This window comes from Flavobacterium sp. LC2016-23, from assembly GCF_009674775.1.
Classification (GTDB): domain Bacteria; phylum Bacteroidota; class Bacteroidia; order Flavobacteriales; family Flavobacteriaceae; genus Flavobacterium.
Window position 1 is genome coordinate 77,469 of sequence record NZ_WKKE01000023.1, and the last position, 17,346, is coordinate 94,814.

Below are 17,346 nucleotides of genomic sequence, written 5' to 3' on the forward strand. Positions count from 1 at the left end.
TGCGGTTCCTTTTTTTGAAAAACTGTTATTTTGTTCCTAATAATTGTATTATTTTATTGTAAATGTCAATGTTCTGATACACGCCCATAAAATTCTGAGCTCCGGGACCGTAGGCAAAAACAGGCACCGTTACCGAGGTGTGGTCGTTGGTACTGAAACTTCCGTGTACATAACCTTTTTCGATACTGCCGTCTATTAAGGAAAGCCCGCCGGTTTCGTGATCGGCTGTTACAATCAATAAGGTATCCGGATTTTTATCTACAAACTCCATCGCCTGCCCCACCAAACGGTCAAAATCCAGCAATTCACGCACGACATATTCTACATTATTGCTATGACCGCCGTAATCAATCTGAGCGCCTTCAGCCATGATAAAAAACGGATTGGATGTTTTAGAAAAGACAGCTGTAGCTTTTGATAATGATTTCGCTAAAAAATCGCCTCTTCCGTCTTTTCTCGAAACTACAGCAGCATTTTCTAATACTATAAAACGGGCATTACTGATCGTATCCAAAGAACTGAAGTGATCTGAAAAAGTATAGCCTTTTTGCTGTAAGGCTTCCGCCAGATTTTTACCGTCTTTTCGGGATCTGAACTGGTTATTTCCTCCTCCGATTAAAATATCAGACGGATTGGATAAAAAATCTGCGGCAATTGCTTCATTATAACTTCTGTCCGACTGATGCGCATAAAAAGCAGCCGGTGTAGCGTCTGTAATATCACCACAAGAAATAATAGCGGTTTTATACTTTTTCTTCGCCAGTAGCTGCGTTATGGACTCCAATGGTTTTCCTTTTTCATCGACGCCAATAAAACGGTTATTGGTCTTATGACCGGAAGCCATAGCAGTGGCTCCTGCTGCCGAATCGGTGATGTAACTATCTGAAGATTTGGTAATCGAAAATCCCTCTGTCGGAATATTAAACATGTTTAATCTTCCTTTGTTGGCCGTGTACCCTGCATAAATCTGGGTCAGTCCCATTCCGTCACCAATAAGAAGAATCACATTTTTCGGACGCTTATTTTTTGGAAATACCGTACCATTTTTAGGAACATAGGTTTCGTAAAATTCGGTGTTCTGATAAAAAGTAGATTTAATGTTTTTGATGAATTGTGTCAATGCCGAAGTATTATCCGTCGCGATGTAATCTACATGCAGATTCATTAAAGTCATCCACGTATTCACATTATCCTGTGTCGACCAGAATCGGATTTTTTTATTTTCATCGTGTACTTTTTTAATGATGGCCTGTATTTTCTCGGAATCGTCCTGGGTTAATACGCCTTTGCCATTCCAGACAGTCAGTTCCTTCAAATCCTCACTAATCATTTCTACTTTTGAAAGCTCCTCTGCAGTATAGGTTTCGTTGAGTCTTCCGTCAAAATAAATAAAGGACGGATACTCCTTCCATTTTGAGGGAGCCGGCCTGTTGCCGGAAATAATAACTTTAAAATTTTTGTTTGAAATGAGTTCCGGAAAAGCATTTAACTGTTCAATGATTACTTTTAAAGTGGTCTCTGCATCCGACTTGATATCAATCATTAAAATTAAAGGCTTACCGCTTTTATACGCTTTGCCGCCCAGCGCTTTAAATTTCAGTAAAAGCGGCTCCAGATAAAGGTTTCGAAGTGAATTGGCGGGATTGATTTCCTGCGAAGTATGGGCCACAATCAGATCGTTTTTGACCAGAAAAACATCGGCTTCGATAACACCGGTTTCATTGGCATAGGCTTCATAAAAAGGAAGCGGACTAGCGTAATCATTATGAGAATGAATATTAACAGAACTGTATTCTTGTGCCTGAGCGAAAAGGCAAAAATGGAGGCAAAAAAGGGCGATTATTTTTTTCATTTGTGCTAGTGTTTATTCTTTTGAAAAGCTGTAGATAAACTTCAACAAAAAGAACATAAATTATTGATATTCATAAAAATACATTTCAATTCTTACAATAAAAAATGTATGTATTTGTATGGTGAAAACACAAACCAGTCCTTTACTAAAAGACTGGTCTGTGGTTATTGATAAGTCATTTGTTTTTTGTTACGACTGCAGACTGCTTTAAGCCTGCAGCGTAAAAAAAAACAAACTAAACGAAACTACTATTTACCAGCCTTTATTCTGAAATAAAGCGCCTTTGCTTACTGCAATTTCATCTGGCGGTATTGGCCATACATGGTGAATGGCAGGATTAAAATTACGGGCAGGATAAATCACTGTTCCGTCATAATGGTGTAACGGTTTTGCGTAGGTCGCCTGCGCATCGCCCCAACGTACTAAATCGTAATGACGGTCGGTCCATTCTCCCGCTAACTCACAACGTCTTTCTCTTTTCAGATCAGTCATGGTAGCTCCCGAAATACTGGCAAGACCTGCACGGTTGCGAATCATATTTATTTCGGTATCTGCATTCTGCCCTTTCATTAATTTTGATTCCGCCAGCATCAGGATCACATCAGCATAACGCAATAGTGGTACATTCAGTGCTGTTGACGGTTTATCACCGTTGGCATTTACATAACGAATGTCGATTCCTCCAGAGTTCGTTTTTGGATAACCGAAAGGCTCCATATATTTTTTAAACTGATACCCCGTTCTGTTACTTGAACTCACGACATATTTCCCTACGTTAAAAGTTGCTAATTCACCGAAGTACATAAACTGATCGCCTTTTTGTAAAATCGTGGCAGTACGTCTTTTATCAGCAGGGTCATAAGCATCAAATAATTCTTTGGTTGGGTAAAAATTTCCCCAGCCGTTGTAAACTCCCCAGCCTTTATCTTCCAGGCAAACTCCGGGAAAGATCGATCCAAGTGACGTATTCTCAGCACTTGAAGTAACCGACCAAATGTATTCTGAAGACCAGTTATTCTTGATTTTAAAGACATCTTCAAAATTAGGAAGCAACGCATGTTTACCACTGTTTACGATCATGTTGGCATATTTGATCGCATTGTCCCAGTCTTTTGCATAGAGATACGTACGAACTAAATAGGCCCAAGCCGCAGTTTTGTGCGCACGTCCGTAATTGTCTGTGGTCAGTTCATTAAAATAAGGCAGCAAGTCGGCCGCTTTTTGCAAATCAGCCGCGATATAAGCATAATTTTCTGCTACATTTTTTGCACGCGGTACATACACATTAGTTGGGTCATTTCGATCCTGAATCGGAATTCCGGCGCGATCATCGCCATAGTGATAGGCCAATTCTAAATGCATGACAGCATGGTTGAAATACGCTTCACCCAGCATCATGTTTCTCGTTTTTTCATCTAATGCAATGTTTGGAACATTACGGATTACGTCATTACAGCGTTTCATGACTTCGTAATGCAGCCTCCAGATATCTTTCGTATCGGATTCTGATCCGTCTACGATGAAATTTTTAATACGTTCTGCATTTTGTCTTGGTTTGGTTCCGATATCATCACTGGCATTATTCAGCCAGAAAAAACCACGTCCATACATATTATCATCCGAATACAAGGCATAAATAGCATTTACGCCTGCCTTTGCATCTGCGGGTGTTTTCCAGAAATTCCCACTCGAAGGAGCTCCCTGAGGCACCAGATCAAGTTCGCTTTCGCAAGCTGTCGTACCTAGCAGCATGGTAAAACTCAATAATAAAATACTTATTTTTTTCATTTTGTTTGTTTTAATATTTTTTAAAAAGTTGCGTTTACACCGGTCATATAAATTCTTGAAAGCGGATATTTCCCTAAATCCAGACCGAAATTGTTCAGTCCAACTTCAGGATCCATTCCCGAGTATTTAGTAATTGTGAAAAGGTTTTGGGCGGAGATAAAGAATCTCAGGTTTGCTTTTCCGTGTAACCAGCTGTCTTTAACCGTGTAACCAATAGCCACATTTTTCAATCTCAGGTAATCTGCCTTTTCAATATAAAAATCAGAGATTCTTCCGAAGTTATTGTTGTTGTCCGTTGCTGAAAGTACCGGTATTTTTGTATCTGTGTTCTGCGGTGACCAGGCATCTTTCGACTCTGCCAGCAAATTGTACCCCGGGAAAGAACCATTCAGACCCGTATATTTTACAGCATTAAAAACACTGTTACCGGCTGCTCCGCTTAAAAAGATATTCATATCAAAGCCTTTATACCTGAAATTGGTATTTAAGCTGAAGGTTGTTTTTGGAAAAGGATTTCCTAATACGACCCTGTCATTGTTATTGATCACACCGTCTCCGTTTACGTCTTTAAACTTCATGTCTCCCGCAACGGCATTCGGCTGATAGACTACACCTGATTTGTTTACATATGCTTTTGCTTCTGCAGTACTTTGAAACAGTCCGTCTGTGGCATAGCCGTAAAAGGCTCCTACCGGGCTTCCTACCTGATAGATATTCGCTAAAGGCAAACTACGAACCCTGCTTATATTAAGCGGCTCCAGGGAAGTTAAATCATCTTTGATGGAAACAATCTTGTTGTGTAAAAAAGCAGCATTTGCTGTCACATCAAATTTAAATTCGCCTCGTGTTTTCTGATACGTAAGACTTGCTTCAAGACCTTTATTTTCTACATCACCTGAATTTACGATGCGACCTAATGGTGTTCCTGCCACTCCCGGCAGCTGATCGCGAACCAGCATGTCTTTGTTGGTCTTTTTATAAACATCTACAGAACCTGTAAGTGTATTGTTGAAAAGGCTGAAATCCAAACCTAAGTTGGTTTGCTCGGAGCTTTCCCATTTTAAAGCCGGATTTGATAATTCGCTTTCGGAATACCCGTAATTAATCACCGGAGTAGAGCCGATTAAAGCAGAAGTCTGGTTTAACGGTACACTAAACTGGTAAGGTCCAAGGTTTCCTAAATTTCCGATTTCTCCCCAGCTCGCACGTAATTTTAAATTGTTTACTGTTGACGTCATGTTTTTCATAAATCCTTCTTCAGAGATCAGCCATCCTGCAGAAACAGAAGGATATACTCGCCAACGGTTGGCTGACGTCAGTTTTGAAGTACCGTCACGACGCACAATTCCGGAGAATAAATACTTTTGATTAAAATCATAATTTAACCTTCCCACATAAGAAGAAATAATCTCTTCTGACATTCCCGCTCCCAACTGTTGAATTAATTTTGCATTCAGTAAATAACGTTGTGAAGGATCTTCATTATCAAAGCCTGTACCCGATACACTGTAAAAATCTCTTTTCGTGTCCTGATAAGTATATCCTGCCAAAGCTTTAAAATTATGTTTCCCAAATGATCTATCGTACGAAAGTGTCTGCTCACCCAATAAATCGGTTGTAGTAGAAGTCGTTTGCGTTAATCTGTTAAAGTCAAATACTTTACCCGGCTCTGTAATCTTCACCGTAAAATCTTTGTAATCATTCTGGATTCTGGTATATCCCCAGTTGGATTTAATTTTCAGGCCTTTAATAATTTCCCATTCCGCATAAGGATTGATCAGTATCGTTGAAATTGGATTGCTGTTATCCAGTCTTTTCAGATACGCCACCGGATTGATTACGTCCCCGTACGACCCTATATATTTCTCCGGAACCCCACCAAATTGTCCGGAACCGTCTTCTCTGTATACTGTTGCATTTGGCGGATATAAGATCGCTCCTAAAATGGCCCCTGTATAAGCACTGGAAGTGTTGGCGCTCTGACCATTCGTTAAGGAATACGTCAGGTTTTCTCCTATGGTAAAATTGGGTGCCAGCTTGAAAGAAGAATTTGCTCTTGCGGTATAACGGCTTGCATCTGTATTTAACAGGATTCCTTCGTTTTTACGGTAACTTCCCGACAGGAAGAAATTCGATTTTTCGGTTTTTCCGTTTACCGAAACAGACAAATCCTGAATTTCACCTGTCTGAAAAATTTCATCCATCCAGTTGGTTTTAGTGATTCTGGCAGTAGGTTCAAATGCCGGATCAAAAGCAGGTATTCTTGGTAATCCCGCGTTATCCCTGGCCGTGTTCATCGCGTCTGCATATTCTGCGGCATTAAGTACTTTCAATTTTTTGGCTACACTCTGAAAACCTCCCTGATAGTTCACATTTACATTCAGACGCTCCGAAGTTCCTTTTTTAGATGTAATTAAAATCACCCCTCCGGAAGCTCTTGCTCCGTAAATGGCTGCTGAAGCCGCATCTTTCAAAACACTGATCGAAGCAATATCATTTGGGTTAATCGTATTCAGTGAACCACTGTAAATAATTCCGTCCAGTACAATTAAAGGCGTTTCTGCATTTAGCGAACCAATACCACGAATATTGATGGTAGGTTCTCCTGTAGGGTCACCTCCATTATTAATAACCGTAACACCAGCTACTGTACCCTGAAGCAAATCGGCAGCAGAATTATACGTTCTGCTCGAGGTTTCTTTCATCGAAACAGATCCTACAGCCCCTAGTACTTCATTCTTTTTGACACTTCCGTATCCCATTACCACCACTTCCTGTAATTGTTTTACATCGGCGGCTAATTTGACATTCAGGTTCTTTTTGCTCTCCGTAACTTTGATTTCCTGCGTAACATAACCCACATAGGAAAAAATCAGCAAAGCTTCAGAGGAATTGATTTCCATGGTAAACGTTCCGTCAAAATCGGTCGTTGCCGTTGCACTTGACCCTTTGTCTTTAATGCCTACTCCCGGCAAAGGCATCCCGTCATCACCGCCAAAAACAGTTCCGGATACCGTAATTTTGTTTTGTCCGGCATCGCTGATTTTCTGATTTCTCTTAATAACAATGTTGTTGCTGATAATTTCATATTTCAGAAAAAAACTGCTGCAGATCTTATCCAAAGCATATTCCAGCGTTACATCGTTCAGTTTTAAACTTGCTTTTTGATTGGTATTGATCTGATTGGCTTCATACATAAAATGTACATCAACCTGTTTTTCAATTTTTTGGAGAATGTTTTTTATATTTTCATTTTCTACTTTTAATGTTATTCTTTTATCCATATCGACATTTCCGGCTTTTGCCGTTACTCCGATAAAAAATAAAGCAATGAACAGAATTAATTGAGGCATAACGCCTTTTTTAATGCTTTGACACTTTGCGACGTACCGCATTTGTTTTTCATTCATAATGGTGTTGTTTTGATTTTTTTTTGATTGTTTGTGTTTATTGTTAGGTAAGGCTTTGCGTCTATTGAATTCTGTACACTCCCGATTCGATTTTATAATTGGCATTGATGATATTACACACCAATCCGATGACCTGCTCCGCCGGAAGTTCCTTGAAGTAGGCACTTATCCTGAGCGCATTGAGATTCTTGTTTTCAATGGAAATGGCAACATTATAATTGCGGTTGATCGTTGCTATAACCTCGGGAAGAGGTGTATCCTCAAAAACGATAATATTTTTTCTCCACAGTGAAATGGAGTTCATCGGAATATTAATGAAGGCATGCAGGCTGCTGTTTTTCGATTTGAAAACAACTTTTTGGCCCGGCGTTACATACACGTTCTCATCCGTTACCGTCGATTTCACATTTACTCTTCCCGTGAGAACTGAAACTTCCTGTGTGGCCTGGCCCGGATAGGCCTGCACATTAAAACTGGTGCCCAGTACTTTGGTATCCATCTTGTCTGTGTGAATGATGAAAGGATGCTTTTTATCTTTGGCAACATCAAAAAAAGCTTCCCCTGTTAAATACACTTCACGGGTGTCCCCTTTAAATTTACTCGGGTATTTTAAAAGGCTGCCTGCATTAAGCCAGATCTGTGTTCCGTCGCTTAGTGTTATTTTGGTATGTTCGCCCGGTTTTGCGGCATATTGTCTGGTGGTGATGGTTTCTGAATTCAAAAAGAAGAATCCCGTTAATCCGGCTGCAAGCAAAAGAGAAGCTGCCATTATCCAGTTTCTGCTGTTTAGGAAAAATACCTTATCTGATTTTTTGATCGCTCTGATTTCTTTTTTAAGTTTTGAAATATCCGATGCAATAACAATCCCTTCTGCGGATATTTCTTCCGGGTTATCGTACCAGTTGTTCCACATTTGCTTTCCTTTTAAAGAAGGCTTACCTTCTAAAAAAGATTTTATATCTTGATGTAATTTCTCAGGCATTATAATTTTTTATAGCTTTAATAATAAGTCTCGGGAATTCCGGTTTCAGGTAGGCGCTCCAGGTTACGCTTTTGTTAAGAAAATAAAAGAGGGCCGGGAGTTGAAATCTCGTTTTAGTTAAAATCACCCAAATAAAGTCGCATGAATTTTAAAGCATAGCTAATATGATACTTCACGGTCTCATGCGAAACATTCAGTTCTTCTGCTATTTCTTTATTGGAATATTGTTTGAAACGGCTCAGGATAAAAACCTCTTTGGCTTTTTTAGGCAGTAAGGAGGTCGCTTTGTCTAAAGCTTCCTGAAGTTCATCATGATAAATAGATTCTTCGGTAGTATTATCAGATTCTTGAAGAGAAGAATTTCGATCGGAAACCTCCTTAATATATTGATCATTCACCATATTGGACCTGATGTAATCCAGCGTCACATAACGTACTGAAGTATACATATAGGCCGAAAACTTTTTCTGAATGATTAGGGTTTTACGTCGCTCCCAGATCGTGGTAAAAACTTCCTGAACAATCTCTTCCGAAATTGGAATCGATTTCATTCGCTGGTAAACGAAGCGGACCAGTACATCTCTGTATCGGAAATACAATTCATCAAAAGCTCTGTCTTTTCCTTGTTTCAATAATTCAACAAGCTCTTCGTCAGTGTATTTTTTATACATAATACATCACTTTTGCCGCAGTTGCCAAATAAACGGTTTTTCGTAAAAAACAGGATTGGATTGTTTTTCTGCAATGTATTCTTACTCTAAAAAACGACATATATACAAGTATTGGGTTCTTATAATATGTCTCCAAAATTAGTCCTGAGGGTAGGTCAAAAAGGTTACGTTTACATTAATAAAAAGGTCGGATTACTAAACATATTATTAACATTCGACCTTAAATGTTATCCCAATGTGGCGGGGCAGAAAGAATAAACTTACTTATGGATAAAGTATAACCGGAGTTAAAAATAAAACTCATGAATCTGAACTATTTTACTGCTATTACCCTACGGCCAAATTGATTTATGAAATAAGGAATAAGGAACAAACCGCATTTAAAACTGTTGTACGCACAGTTTAAAATTCTACAAAAAAGGCTTCGAAATTTTCGCACAAAAAAACAGGTACTTATACGCGATTCTAAAAAATAAATCTTTAATAACTTCGATGGCAAATCTTTCACTTAAGAAGTACGCTAAGAAACATTTAAAGTACAATTAGTTTAAATCATTCGGATGATAACGAACAATTTTAAAACTGATTAACAAGAGATTATCAAGTAAAATATTGGATTCAAAACATTTAAATTCTTTATAAAATAAATATCTAATTTATAAAACTACAAATTATGTTTAATTCTCCCGTACTGGATACTGCCATTGGTTTGGTTTTTATATTCCTGATATACAGCTTACTTGCCACTTCCATAAATGAAGCTGTTTCTACCCTCTTTGGATTGAGAGCCAGAATGCTCAAAAAAGGAATTGTCGAGAGCATGCTGGCCAATAGCCCACGCAAAAAATGGCTTTGGCTGGATACAGCGAAAAGAATTGGTGAAACTATTTTAGAGCCGTTTAAATTAATTATAGGTTACAAACCAATTCCAAATGATAAATTGGGTGATAAATTCTACAATCATCCCTTAATAAAAAATTATGGCTACAGCAATAGAAATTCGATTCCTTCCTATATATCCAAAGAAAATTTCTCGACAATATTAATTGAAGTCTTAAAGGATTATTGGGAAAAACACAAAGAAGCTGTCATTAGTTATGCCAAAGAAAAAAAAACCGATCTAAATCTGGAAGAAGCTCCGACTATTACAAAAATCTATTATTTGGTCGAATATCTACTTAGTGATGATGCCCTAAATTTAAAAGCTCAATTCAAAGAAAAACAAATTGATATTGACGAAGAAACCCTTCAAATTCTTCAGCTTCATTTAAAGAAAAGCTACTTAAATCTTGAAATATTTACTAAAAAAATTGAAGGATGGTATGACGACAGTATGGACAGAATTAGCGGATGGTATAAAAAACAGGTTCAGCTGTGGTTATTTTGCATAGGATTGACCATCGCAATTTGTTTTAATGTTGATATCATCGAAATTGCCGGTAAAATAAGTACCGATAAAGACGCCAGAGACAAATTGGTAGAAATGGCCATAAAAGAAGCCGATGCATTAAAAGATGACCCCCGAGTACAAACCTTGCAAACGAATTCTGAAAAAAAAGACAGAATTGGGAAACAACAACAACAACAACAACAACAACAACAACAACAACAACAACAACAACAACAGGAATTAAACGATTTACTCGAAAAATCTAAAAATCAAAGGGATAGCATTAAAAAAGAACTAAATGGAAGAATTAAAGATGCCAACAATTTACTGGCTGTAGGCTGGGGTGATTATGGTTTTAAAAAGGATAGCCAGCAGTATCATAAAAAATATCATTACAGTTATAAACAGATTAAAGATTCTATAATCAGACAAGACCACATAGTACTAAAAGCAAATGATACCCTTGCATTATATAAAAAGGCATTTAACGTCTTATACAAATCGAAACAATATAGAATAAAAACCCACTATATTTTAACCAATTTCTACAAAGGAAGGAAACCATTAGGCTTTTTACTACTGGCATTCGGTGTATGTTTAGGTGCTCCGTTCTGGTTTGATTTATTACAAAAAATTATTAAAGTCAGGGCTACAGGAAAAAAAGAAACTACCGAAAATAGCGGAAGCAATACAGTAACAGAAAACCTGCCCGTTCAGGTAACAGTGAACAACAATACTAACCCTGAAGCAGTAGGATAGCCATGGAACGATATATAGTAATTGTACCCCGACTTAATGTGCGCAAAGCTCCTGTAACGGAATTTACAGATCAAAATATTTCGCTTCCTACGGTTAGTAAAGGAGTGATATTGAATTTGGAGGAATACAAAGATGTTCCTAACCCCAATTTAGGGAAATGGTATAAAGATAGTCATGGACAGTTTTATTGGGGAGGCGGATTGAAATTAATGGATCCTGCATTAGCTTCTGATGCATCTCTCAATGAGTATCCATGGTGGCTAAAAAACAATTTATACTCAATCCCTGATTTATGGAAAGAAAAAAACGAAACCAAAGTCACTATTGCTTTATTAGATACAGGTATTAATGAACATATTGATTTTAATTTTAATAACATAATCGGATATAATTATCTAGAAAACACGCCAAATTATAAAACAGATGTCCATGGTCACGGAACTCACCTTGCGGGTATTATGACTGCACAGGGAAAAATATCTTATGGTGTTGCCCCTACCGCTAATTTATTTGTTGCAAAAGTTTGTGACAATCAGGGAAGACCTGTATTTAGTGCTGTAAAAGAAGCACTTGAAAATATACTAAATGAAAAAAATGGCGCGAAAGATATAGACATTATTAACATGAGTTTTGATCTGGCTGTGGGTAAAAAAGATGTCGTAAATATCAAACTGAAACAGGAAATTGAAGAACTGATAAAAGAAATTGCAAATAAAAAAAAATGTCTTTGTGTTGCAGCTTGTGGCAATTCGGGTGAATATTTTGATTTACCGCTTGAGTATTCTCCTGCTTATCTGGACGAAGTAATTTCTGTCGGGGGATTTAAAGAAAATTTTAGTCGTGATCCGATTTCTAATAAATCCGTTAATTTAGATATACTAGGGCCTTCCAGTGGCATTATTTCATTGAAAGGCAAAAATGAAGTGGTAATAGATGGCGGAACGAGTCAGTCTGCTGCATTTGTAAGTGCAGTATGTGCTTTAGGCATTCAAAAACTCAAAAGCAAAGACATGTACTCTGAAAAATTACTAAAAAACCTTTTGTACAAAACTGCCAAAATACTGCCCGGCCAGGTACCCATTGAATATGGCCACGGTCTAATAAATCCAAATTATTTTATCTCACTCCTGTAAAAATTGATTTTATGAAAAAATATCTTTTAATCATCATTATTATGTTGTGCAGCATAGCTGCAAAAAGTCAAAATGCATACTACGACGCGATTACATTAAGGCAATATATTGTAAAGGATGCCAACACCGGAGAATTAAAATTTATTGATCCCGCAAACAGTACAGATCCCGATATCAAAACAAAAATTGATGAATATTTTAATTTAATTAATAACAATTATTATAATTCAAAATACAAATCGCCAAAGAGTTTGCATAGCATGTTAGGCAATTCAGCCAGCCCTGACTATAATCCCTTTTTGGAAGAATACTTATATCCTGCAGCCTCACTGAGCGGAGAAACAGATCAGAGAGGTCCGTCTCAAAAATTTAACCTGACCGCAATAGGCAAAACCGATGTTACCAAATTTGCCGATGGTCTTGCACAATTTATAGTAGACCGAACCAAAAAAGAACTGCAGGCTGCCTTTTTTGATCGCTTTGCAGAAGAATTAAAAAATAAGAAATATAAAGATATACAAATTCTTTTCCCTGCTACTTTTCAAGTTATAAAGCATTTGCCAGACATTATCTACAGCTATGAACCCTATATTGAACAACTCAGAGAAGCTTTTGGTATTGATTTAGCGGCTATTTATCCGCATTTAGAATATGTTTTAAAAAATGGTCAGTACTCCGGGTTTTTTAATAATCATCTGGAATTGAAATCCATTTGCCTAACAGCGCTTTACTATGCGAACGGTCTCAAAAAAGGTACACATATTGGTGTTTTATTACAAGATTATGATCCCTCTAAATATCAATTTAGCGACGCAGAGACAGACACAATTAAAAATAATGCTATTCAGTTCATTCAGGAAGTATCAAAATCACTGCGAACTAATGAAGTCGGTTCTAAAGAATACTGGGTAAAAGCAGAAGATGTAAAAAAAATGATGGATGATCCTGTTACTTTCAATATTTATTTGGGGCTGTTGTACCAAAAAGTATCTTCCATTAATGTTAGTTATACTGGAAATATAACCTATAAAAAATTGATCGAAAATGCTGATGATGCTAAGAATTTTATAACGGCATTAGTTTCTGCAATTGAGGATGCTCAGGAAGAATTAAAAAATATTCAAAAGGCAGATGCGACTATTGAAGAGTACGCTAAATCATTTACTGCTGCCACAAAAGTACTCAGAGTCTTTAAAGACAGTCCCTTTATAATTGATTTCTGCAATACCAATTTCAAAGATGAGGAAAAAAATAAAATTACCCAATTTTGGGAATATTTTGATACGATTGTTGATGGTTCAAACGCTGCTTTTTCTTTGTATACCAATATAAAAGCAAAAAATTATAGTCTGGCAATGGGTAATGCAACAACACTTTACCGATTGCGGTTTAACCCCGAAGTTTTAGACAAAAAGAATCAAAATATAAAAAAAACAGTAAACCAGATTATAGATTTCCTTAACGAAAAAGGAGCTTTTATAGCTGCTGTCGCTAAAGCTCAAAACTCTACTGAGGTTTATAGTGCTATTGATAAAATTGCTGCACCGGTTGGCAGTTCCAGAGTAAAACGATTATCCCATACCAACGTAGCAGTCAATGCCTATTGCGGCTTCTTTTTGGGACGAGAAATTATTGATGATTTACCTTCCGACGGTAAAGATATCAATACTTATGGCTTAACTGCCCCTGTTGGTTTCTCGTTTAGTAAAGGAAATAGCTTTTTACCCTGGCCTTTTCATAAGATCATACCTGCTAAAGGCTGGTCTTCTAGTCTTTTTGTCTCGGTAATTGACCTGGGGGCTATCGCAGCCTACAGATTTAGCAATGAAACCACAGAACAGGTTCCTACAATACAATTAGCCGATATTTTTTCACCTGGAATTTTTTGGTCAGTTGGTATTCCAAGAACCCCCATATCCTTAAGTCTTGGAGGGCAAGTTGGTCCCAATCTAAGAAAAGTAAATGACACTACAAATGATTATTCAAAAAACACGTACTACAGGTTTAGTTTTTCTGTTGTAGTTGACATACCACTACTTAATCTCTACACCAAGTCTAAATAAAAAACACATTTTATTAGTACTAAAATAAATTCAGTACTCTTTCAAAAAATATAAACTATTGTAAGGCCAATTCCGAAGATAATTCGGTTTTGGCTAAACAATTATCTTTTAAAAAATTGCTAAAATTCCTAACTCCTTTTTATATAAAAATAGTAGGGAATCTGATTTTGTTTAAAATTTTATTTTCAGAAATAATTTATTGTTTCAATGCGCGTCATTACTTTATTTCCCCCAGGTCAGGTAGCAGCTTCCAAAAGTAAAACCGGCACCGAATGCGGTAAATAATAATCGGTCTCCTGATTTGAAATCATTTTGAAAGTCCCATAAACACAAAGGTATCGTCGCGGCTGTTGTATTGCCGTATCGTTCTATGTTTACTTTTACCTTTTCCATGGGTACATTTAGGTTATTGGCCACTGCATTTATGATCCGGATATTGGCCTGATGCGGTATCACCCAGTCAATATCTTCTACTGCTAAATCATTGCGATCCAGAATTTCATTGCAGGTATTGGTCATGCTTTCTATAGCATGTTTGAAAACGGTCTTCCCGTCCTGTTTTACAAATTGTTCGCGGTTTTCTATGGTGTCTTTATGAAAAGGTTTCAGAGAACCTCCCCCGGAAACGGATAGAAATTCGCTGCCCATTCCGTTTGTTTTTAAAACAAAATCTTTTAGTCCGTTATTTTCGGAAGGTTCCAGTAATATGGCACCTGCGCCATCTCCAAACAAGATACAGGTATTTCGGTCTGTATAATCGATAATCCTGCTCATGGTATCTACACCAACCACAATTATTTTTTTATGTCTTCCTGATTCTATTAAGGATGCTGCTGTTGATAAAGAGTATAAAAAACCACTACAGGCTCCGTTAAGATCAAAACCCCAGGCATTTGTAAGTCCTGCTTTATGACATACTACGGGAGCAGTCGGGGCAAGTAATTTATCTGGTGTTGCTGTTGCTACTATTAAACAATCAATTTCTGAAGGATCTGTACCCGAATTTTTCAGCAGGTCATTTATCGCTTCTATAGCCATATCTGAAGTTGCTTTTTCAGGATCGGTCAAAATACGTCTTTCTTTTATTCCGGTTCTCGATACAATCCATTCATTAGAGGTATCGACCATTTTTTCAATTTGGTAATTATCTAGTACCGTGTCTGGAACATAGCCACCTACTGCAGTAATGGCTGCTAAATTATTTTTTGTCATTGCTAACGAATGTTGTTTTTTTATTGCAGAAGTCTGCAAATGTAAAAGTACCCCTACCGTTTTTCCTAAAATTTTCAGAATTCATATAAATGGTTTTATTAAGAGCCATATTATTCCTATTTTAAAATTTTAACAGCTATTTTTTTATTAACAAAATTTAATATTGATATAAAAGCCGAAAGCATTTTTGCAGATTTACCGGGAGGTAATAACCTGCAAAGGTATAAAAAAAGTTGATTAAGCCATGTTTTTTTATGGCTTAATCAACTAAAAAGAAATAGGACACGCATAAGGGATTCAATTACTCAGTCTTATTCATCAGTTAGAAACCCGTTTAATACGCATAACATTTACCGGATCGACCAACAGTTCATCAATCCTTTTTGCAAAACTCTGAAAATGATCGGATTGAATATGTGCCTCAAATGCGGCTTCATTTTCAAATTCTTCACTCATATAAAAAGTTCCCTCTTTAGCGTAATCTTCATAAAGTATATATTCCGTACAGCCCGGTTCTTTTCTGGTAGGTTCTATTAAGTTAAGCAATGCGTCTTTTAATGCTTGATTTTTACCTGGTTTCGCTTTTAAGTGGGCAATGGCCCTAAATGTATTTTTCATGATTATTTTTTTTTATCCTAATAATGCTGTGCCGCTTAACAATCTGTCCACCAAACCATAACAGCCAATCAGGATGATAATGAGGTAACCAATGGCCAATAAAATCAAACATCTGAAAATAGACGGCCAGTATGACAGGCCTATATGCTGTTGCTGATTTACCATATAAATTGCAGTAATCGCTTTGTTAAGTGTATTCCAAAACCAAACTAACAACGATGTTATTCCAACGAAGAATAAATTGATCAGTATAAATTTCAATTCGTAATGAGCAAGCAACAGGTCAACAAGAAAAACAATTCCAATGATCACTGAGCTAATAACAGCCATCCTACTTGTTACTTTAAACCATTTAAACATGTATTCTGTTTTTAAAAATTAAAAGTCGGATCAAAATGATTTAGCCATTTCCGGATTGCAGGTTTTTATCGGTAGCTAATCAGGATTATTTATTATATTGTTCCTCTGAATTATCAATTGGAGTATTCGGGTCATTCTGTATCAATCTTGCGATATCATCTTTTCGCATGTAGACTACTCCTGACTTCGTTTTGGTATATTTTATAAACTGTTCCATTGCATTTACAACAGCCGGAGATCCTCCAATACGATCATGAAAACTAACAGACATCATTCTTCGTTTTGTAGCGCCTTCTTTATAGAGCTGATCAAATTCTAATTTTAACTGATTTAAAAATTGATCCGGACTCCAGTGTTTCCCTTCAATATTTACGATATCGTTGTTACGAAGTGTGTATGGAATCACAACAAATCTTTTTCCATTTACCATGGTGATAAAAGGTTCATCATGGCTCAGATCATCGATATGGTATAAAAAACCAAGCTCCTGAAGTACTTTTAGTGTATTGGGCCCTCTTCTCAGCCAATTGCTATTATATCCTACCCCTCTTTTTCCTGTTATGGCTTCCACAGTATCAATTCCTTTTTTTACAAAGGCCAATTCATCAGCATAACTTTTATTCCATTGGTTGTCCCACGTCATACCGTGTGCTGCAATTTCATGACCCTGATCGGCAATTGCTTTTGCCACTTCCGGGTATTTTACTGCTGCTTGTCCAACCACATGAGAAGTTACTTTGATATCGTATTTTTTCCATAGATCAAGCATGCGATAGATGCCTTCTTTCCCTCCGTACCGGAACCAGCTGTCTGCCGCCAAATCAGGCTGTCCTTTGGGCAATGGGTTTCCCGAAAAAGGGCTTTCTGCGCCTTCCGGCTGTCCGCCGGTTTCGAATTGCATCGATACTGAAATTACTAACTGAGCACCATTTGGCCAGTAACTTTTAGACTTTTCTTTCGTCTGACTGATTCCTATACAAGAGGCCAACAACAAAACCATTGCTAACAAACCTCTGACAGATACGTGATTTTTCATGTCTTTTTTTATTATTTGTAAGACAAAATTAGAACTACAGCCCTAATTATTCAGGTAAAAATCAATTGTAAT

The 17,346-nt window shown here is 37.1% G+C and carries 12 protein-coding genes; 3 read left to right on the forward strand and 9 right to left on the reverse strand.

Annotation, left to right across the window (positions count from 1 at the left end; genetic code table 11):
• Positions 1 to 25: 25 nt before the first annotated feature.
• The 5 genes from GJU43_RS18385 to GJU43_RS18405 all read right to left on the reverse strand — a co-directional run bounded on the left by GJU43_RS18385 (position 26) and on the right by GJU43_RS18405 (position 8,703).
• Positions 26 to 1,852, reverse strand: a complete 1,827-nt coding sequence (locus GJU43_RS18385; RefSeq protein ID WP_154342713.1) for an alkaline phosphatase — start codon at positions 1,850 to 1,852, stop codon at positions 26 to 28.
• A gap of 252 nt (positions 1,853 to 2,104) precedes the next feature.
• Entirely contained in the window at positions 2,105 to 3,640 is a 1,536-nt protein-coding gene (locus GJU43_RS18390; protein WP_154342714.1) for a RagB/SusD family nutrient uptake outer membrane protein, read from the reverse strand.
• 20 nt (positions 3,641 to 3,660) lie between these two features.
• Positions 3,661 to 6,993, reverse strand: coding sequence for a SusC/RagA family TonB-linked outer membrane protein (locus GJU43_RS18395; RefSeq protein ID WP_229655080.1), 3,333 nt, complete (start codon positions 6,991 to 6,993; stop codon positions 3,661 to 3,663).
• A gap of 118 nt (positions 6,994 to 7,111) precedes the next feature.
• Positions 7,112 to 8,032, reverse strand: coding sequence for a FecR family protein (locus GJU43_RS18400; RefSeq protein WP_154342718.1), 921 nt, complete (start codon positions 8,030 to 8,032; stop codon positions 7,112 to 7,114).
• Between the two features lie 113 nt (positions 8,033 to 8,145).
• Complete coding sequence (locus GJU43_RS18405; RefSeq protein WP_154342720.1) at positions 8,146 to 8,703, reverse strand: RNA polymerase sigma-70 factor; 558 nt, start codon at positions 8,701 to 8,703, stop codon at positions 8,146 to 8,148.
• 673 nt (positions 8,704 to 9,376) lie between these two features.
• On the opposite strand from GJU43_RS18405, the gene GJU43_RS18410 reads away from it, so the two are divergent.
• From GJU43_RS18410 to GJU43_RS18420, 3 genes are read left to right on the forward strand one after another with little or no spacing between them, the layout of a single operon-like run.
• The gene (locus GJU43_RS18410) at positions 9,377 to 10,852 is read left to right on the forward strand and encodes a hypothetical protein (RefSeq protein WP_154342721.1); all 1,476 of its coding nucleotides are present in this window, start codon (positions 9,377 to 9,379) and stop codon (positions 10,850 to 10,852) included.
• 2 nt (positions 10,853 to 10,854) lie between these two features.
• Positions 10,855 to 11,985, forward strand: coding sequence for a S8 family serine peptidase (locus tag GJU43_RS18415; RefSeq protein WP_154342723.1), 1,131 nt, complete (start codon positions 10,855 to 10,857; stop codon positions 11,983 to 11,985).
• Positions 11,986 to 11,996: 11 nt separating this feature from the next.
• Positions 11,997 to 14,048: a hypothetical protein gene (locus GJU43_RS18420; RefSeq protein ID WP_154342725.1), complete on the forward strand. Its 2,052-nt coding sequence runs from the start codon at positions 11,997 to 11,999 to the stop codon at positions 14,046 to 14,048.
• Positions 14,049 to 14,270: 222 nt separating this feature from the next.
• Here GJU43_RS18420 and GJU43_RS18425 read toward each other — a convergent pair whose 3' ends face one another.
• The 4 genes from GJU43_RS18425 to GJU43_RS18440 all read right to left on the reverse strand — a co-directional run bounded on the left by GJU43_RS18425 (position 14,271) and on the right by GJU43_RS18440 (position 17,274).
• A complete protein-coding gene (locus tag GJU43_RS18425; protein WP_154342727.1) occupies positions 14,271 to 15,260 on the reverse strand; it encodes a beta-ketoacyl-ACP synthase III in 990 nt (329 codons plus the stop codon).
• A gap of 318 nt (positions 15,261 to 15,578) precedes the next feature.
• The gene (locus GJU43_RS18430) at positions 15,579 to 15,878 is read right to left on the reverse strand and encodes a putative quinol monooxygenase (protein ID WP_154342729.1); all 300 of its coding nucleotides are present in this window, start codon (positions 15,876 to 15,878) and stop codon (positions 15,579 to 15,581) included.
• Between the two features lie 12 nt (positions 15,879 to 15,890).
• Positions 15,891 to 16,208 (reverse strand): hypothetical protein, encoded by a 318-nt coding sequence (locus tag GJU43_RS18435; RefSeq protein ID WP_154342731.1) that lies wholly within the window; start codon positions 16,206 to 16,208, stop codon positions 15,891 to 15,893.
• Positions 16,209 to 16,323: 115 nt separating this feature from the next.
• Positions 16,324 to 17,274, reverse strand: coding sequence for a polysaccharide deacetylase family protein (locus GJU43_RS18440; RefSeq protein ID WP_154342733.1), 951 nt, complete (start codon positions 17,272 to 17,274; stop codon positions 16,324 to 16,326).
• Between the last annotated feature and the right edge of the window lie 72 nt (positions 17,275 to 17,346).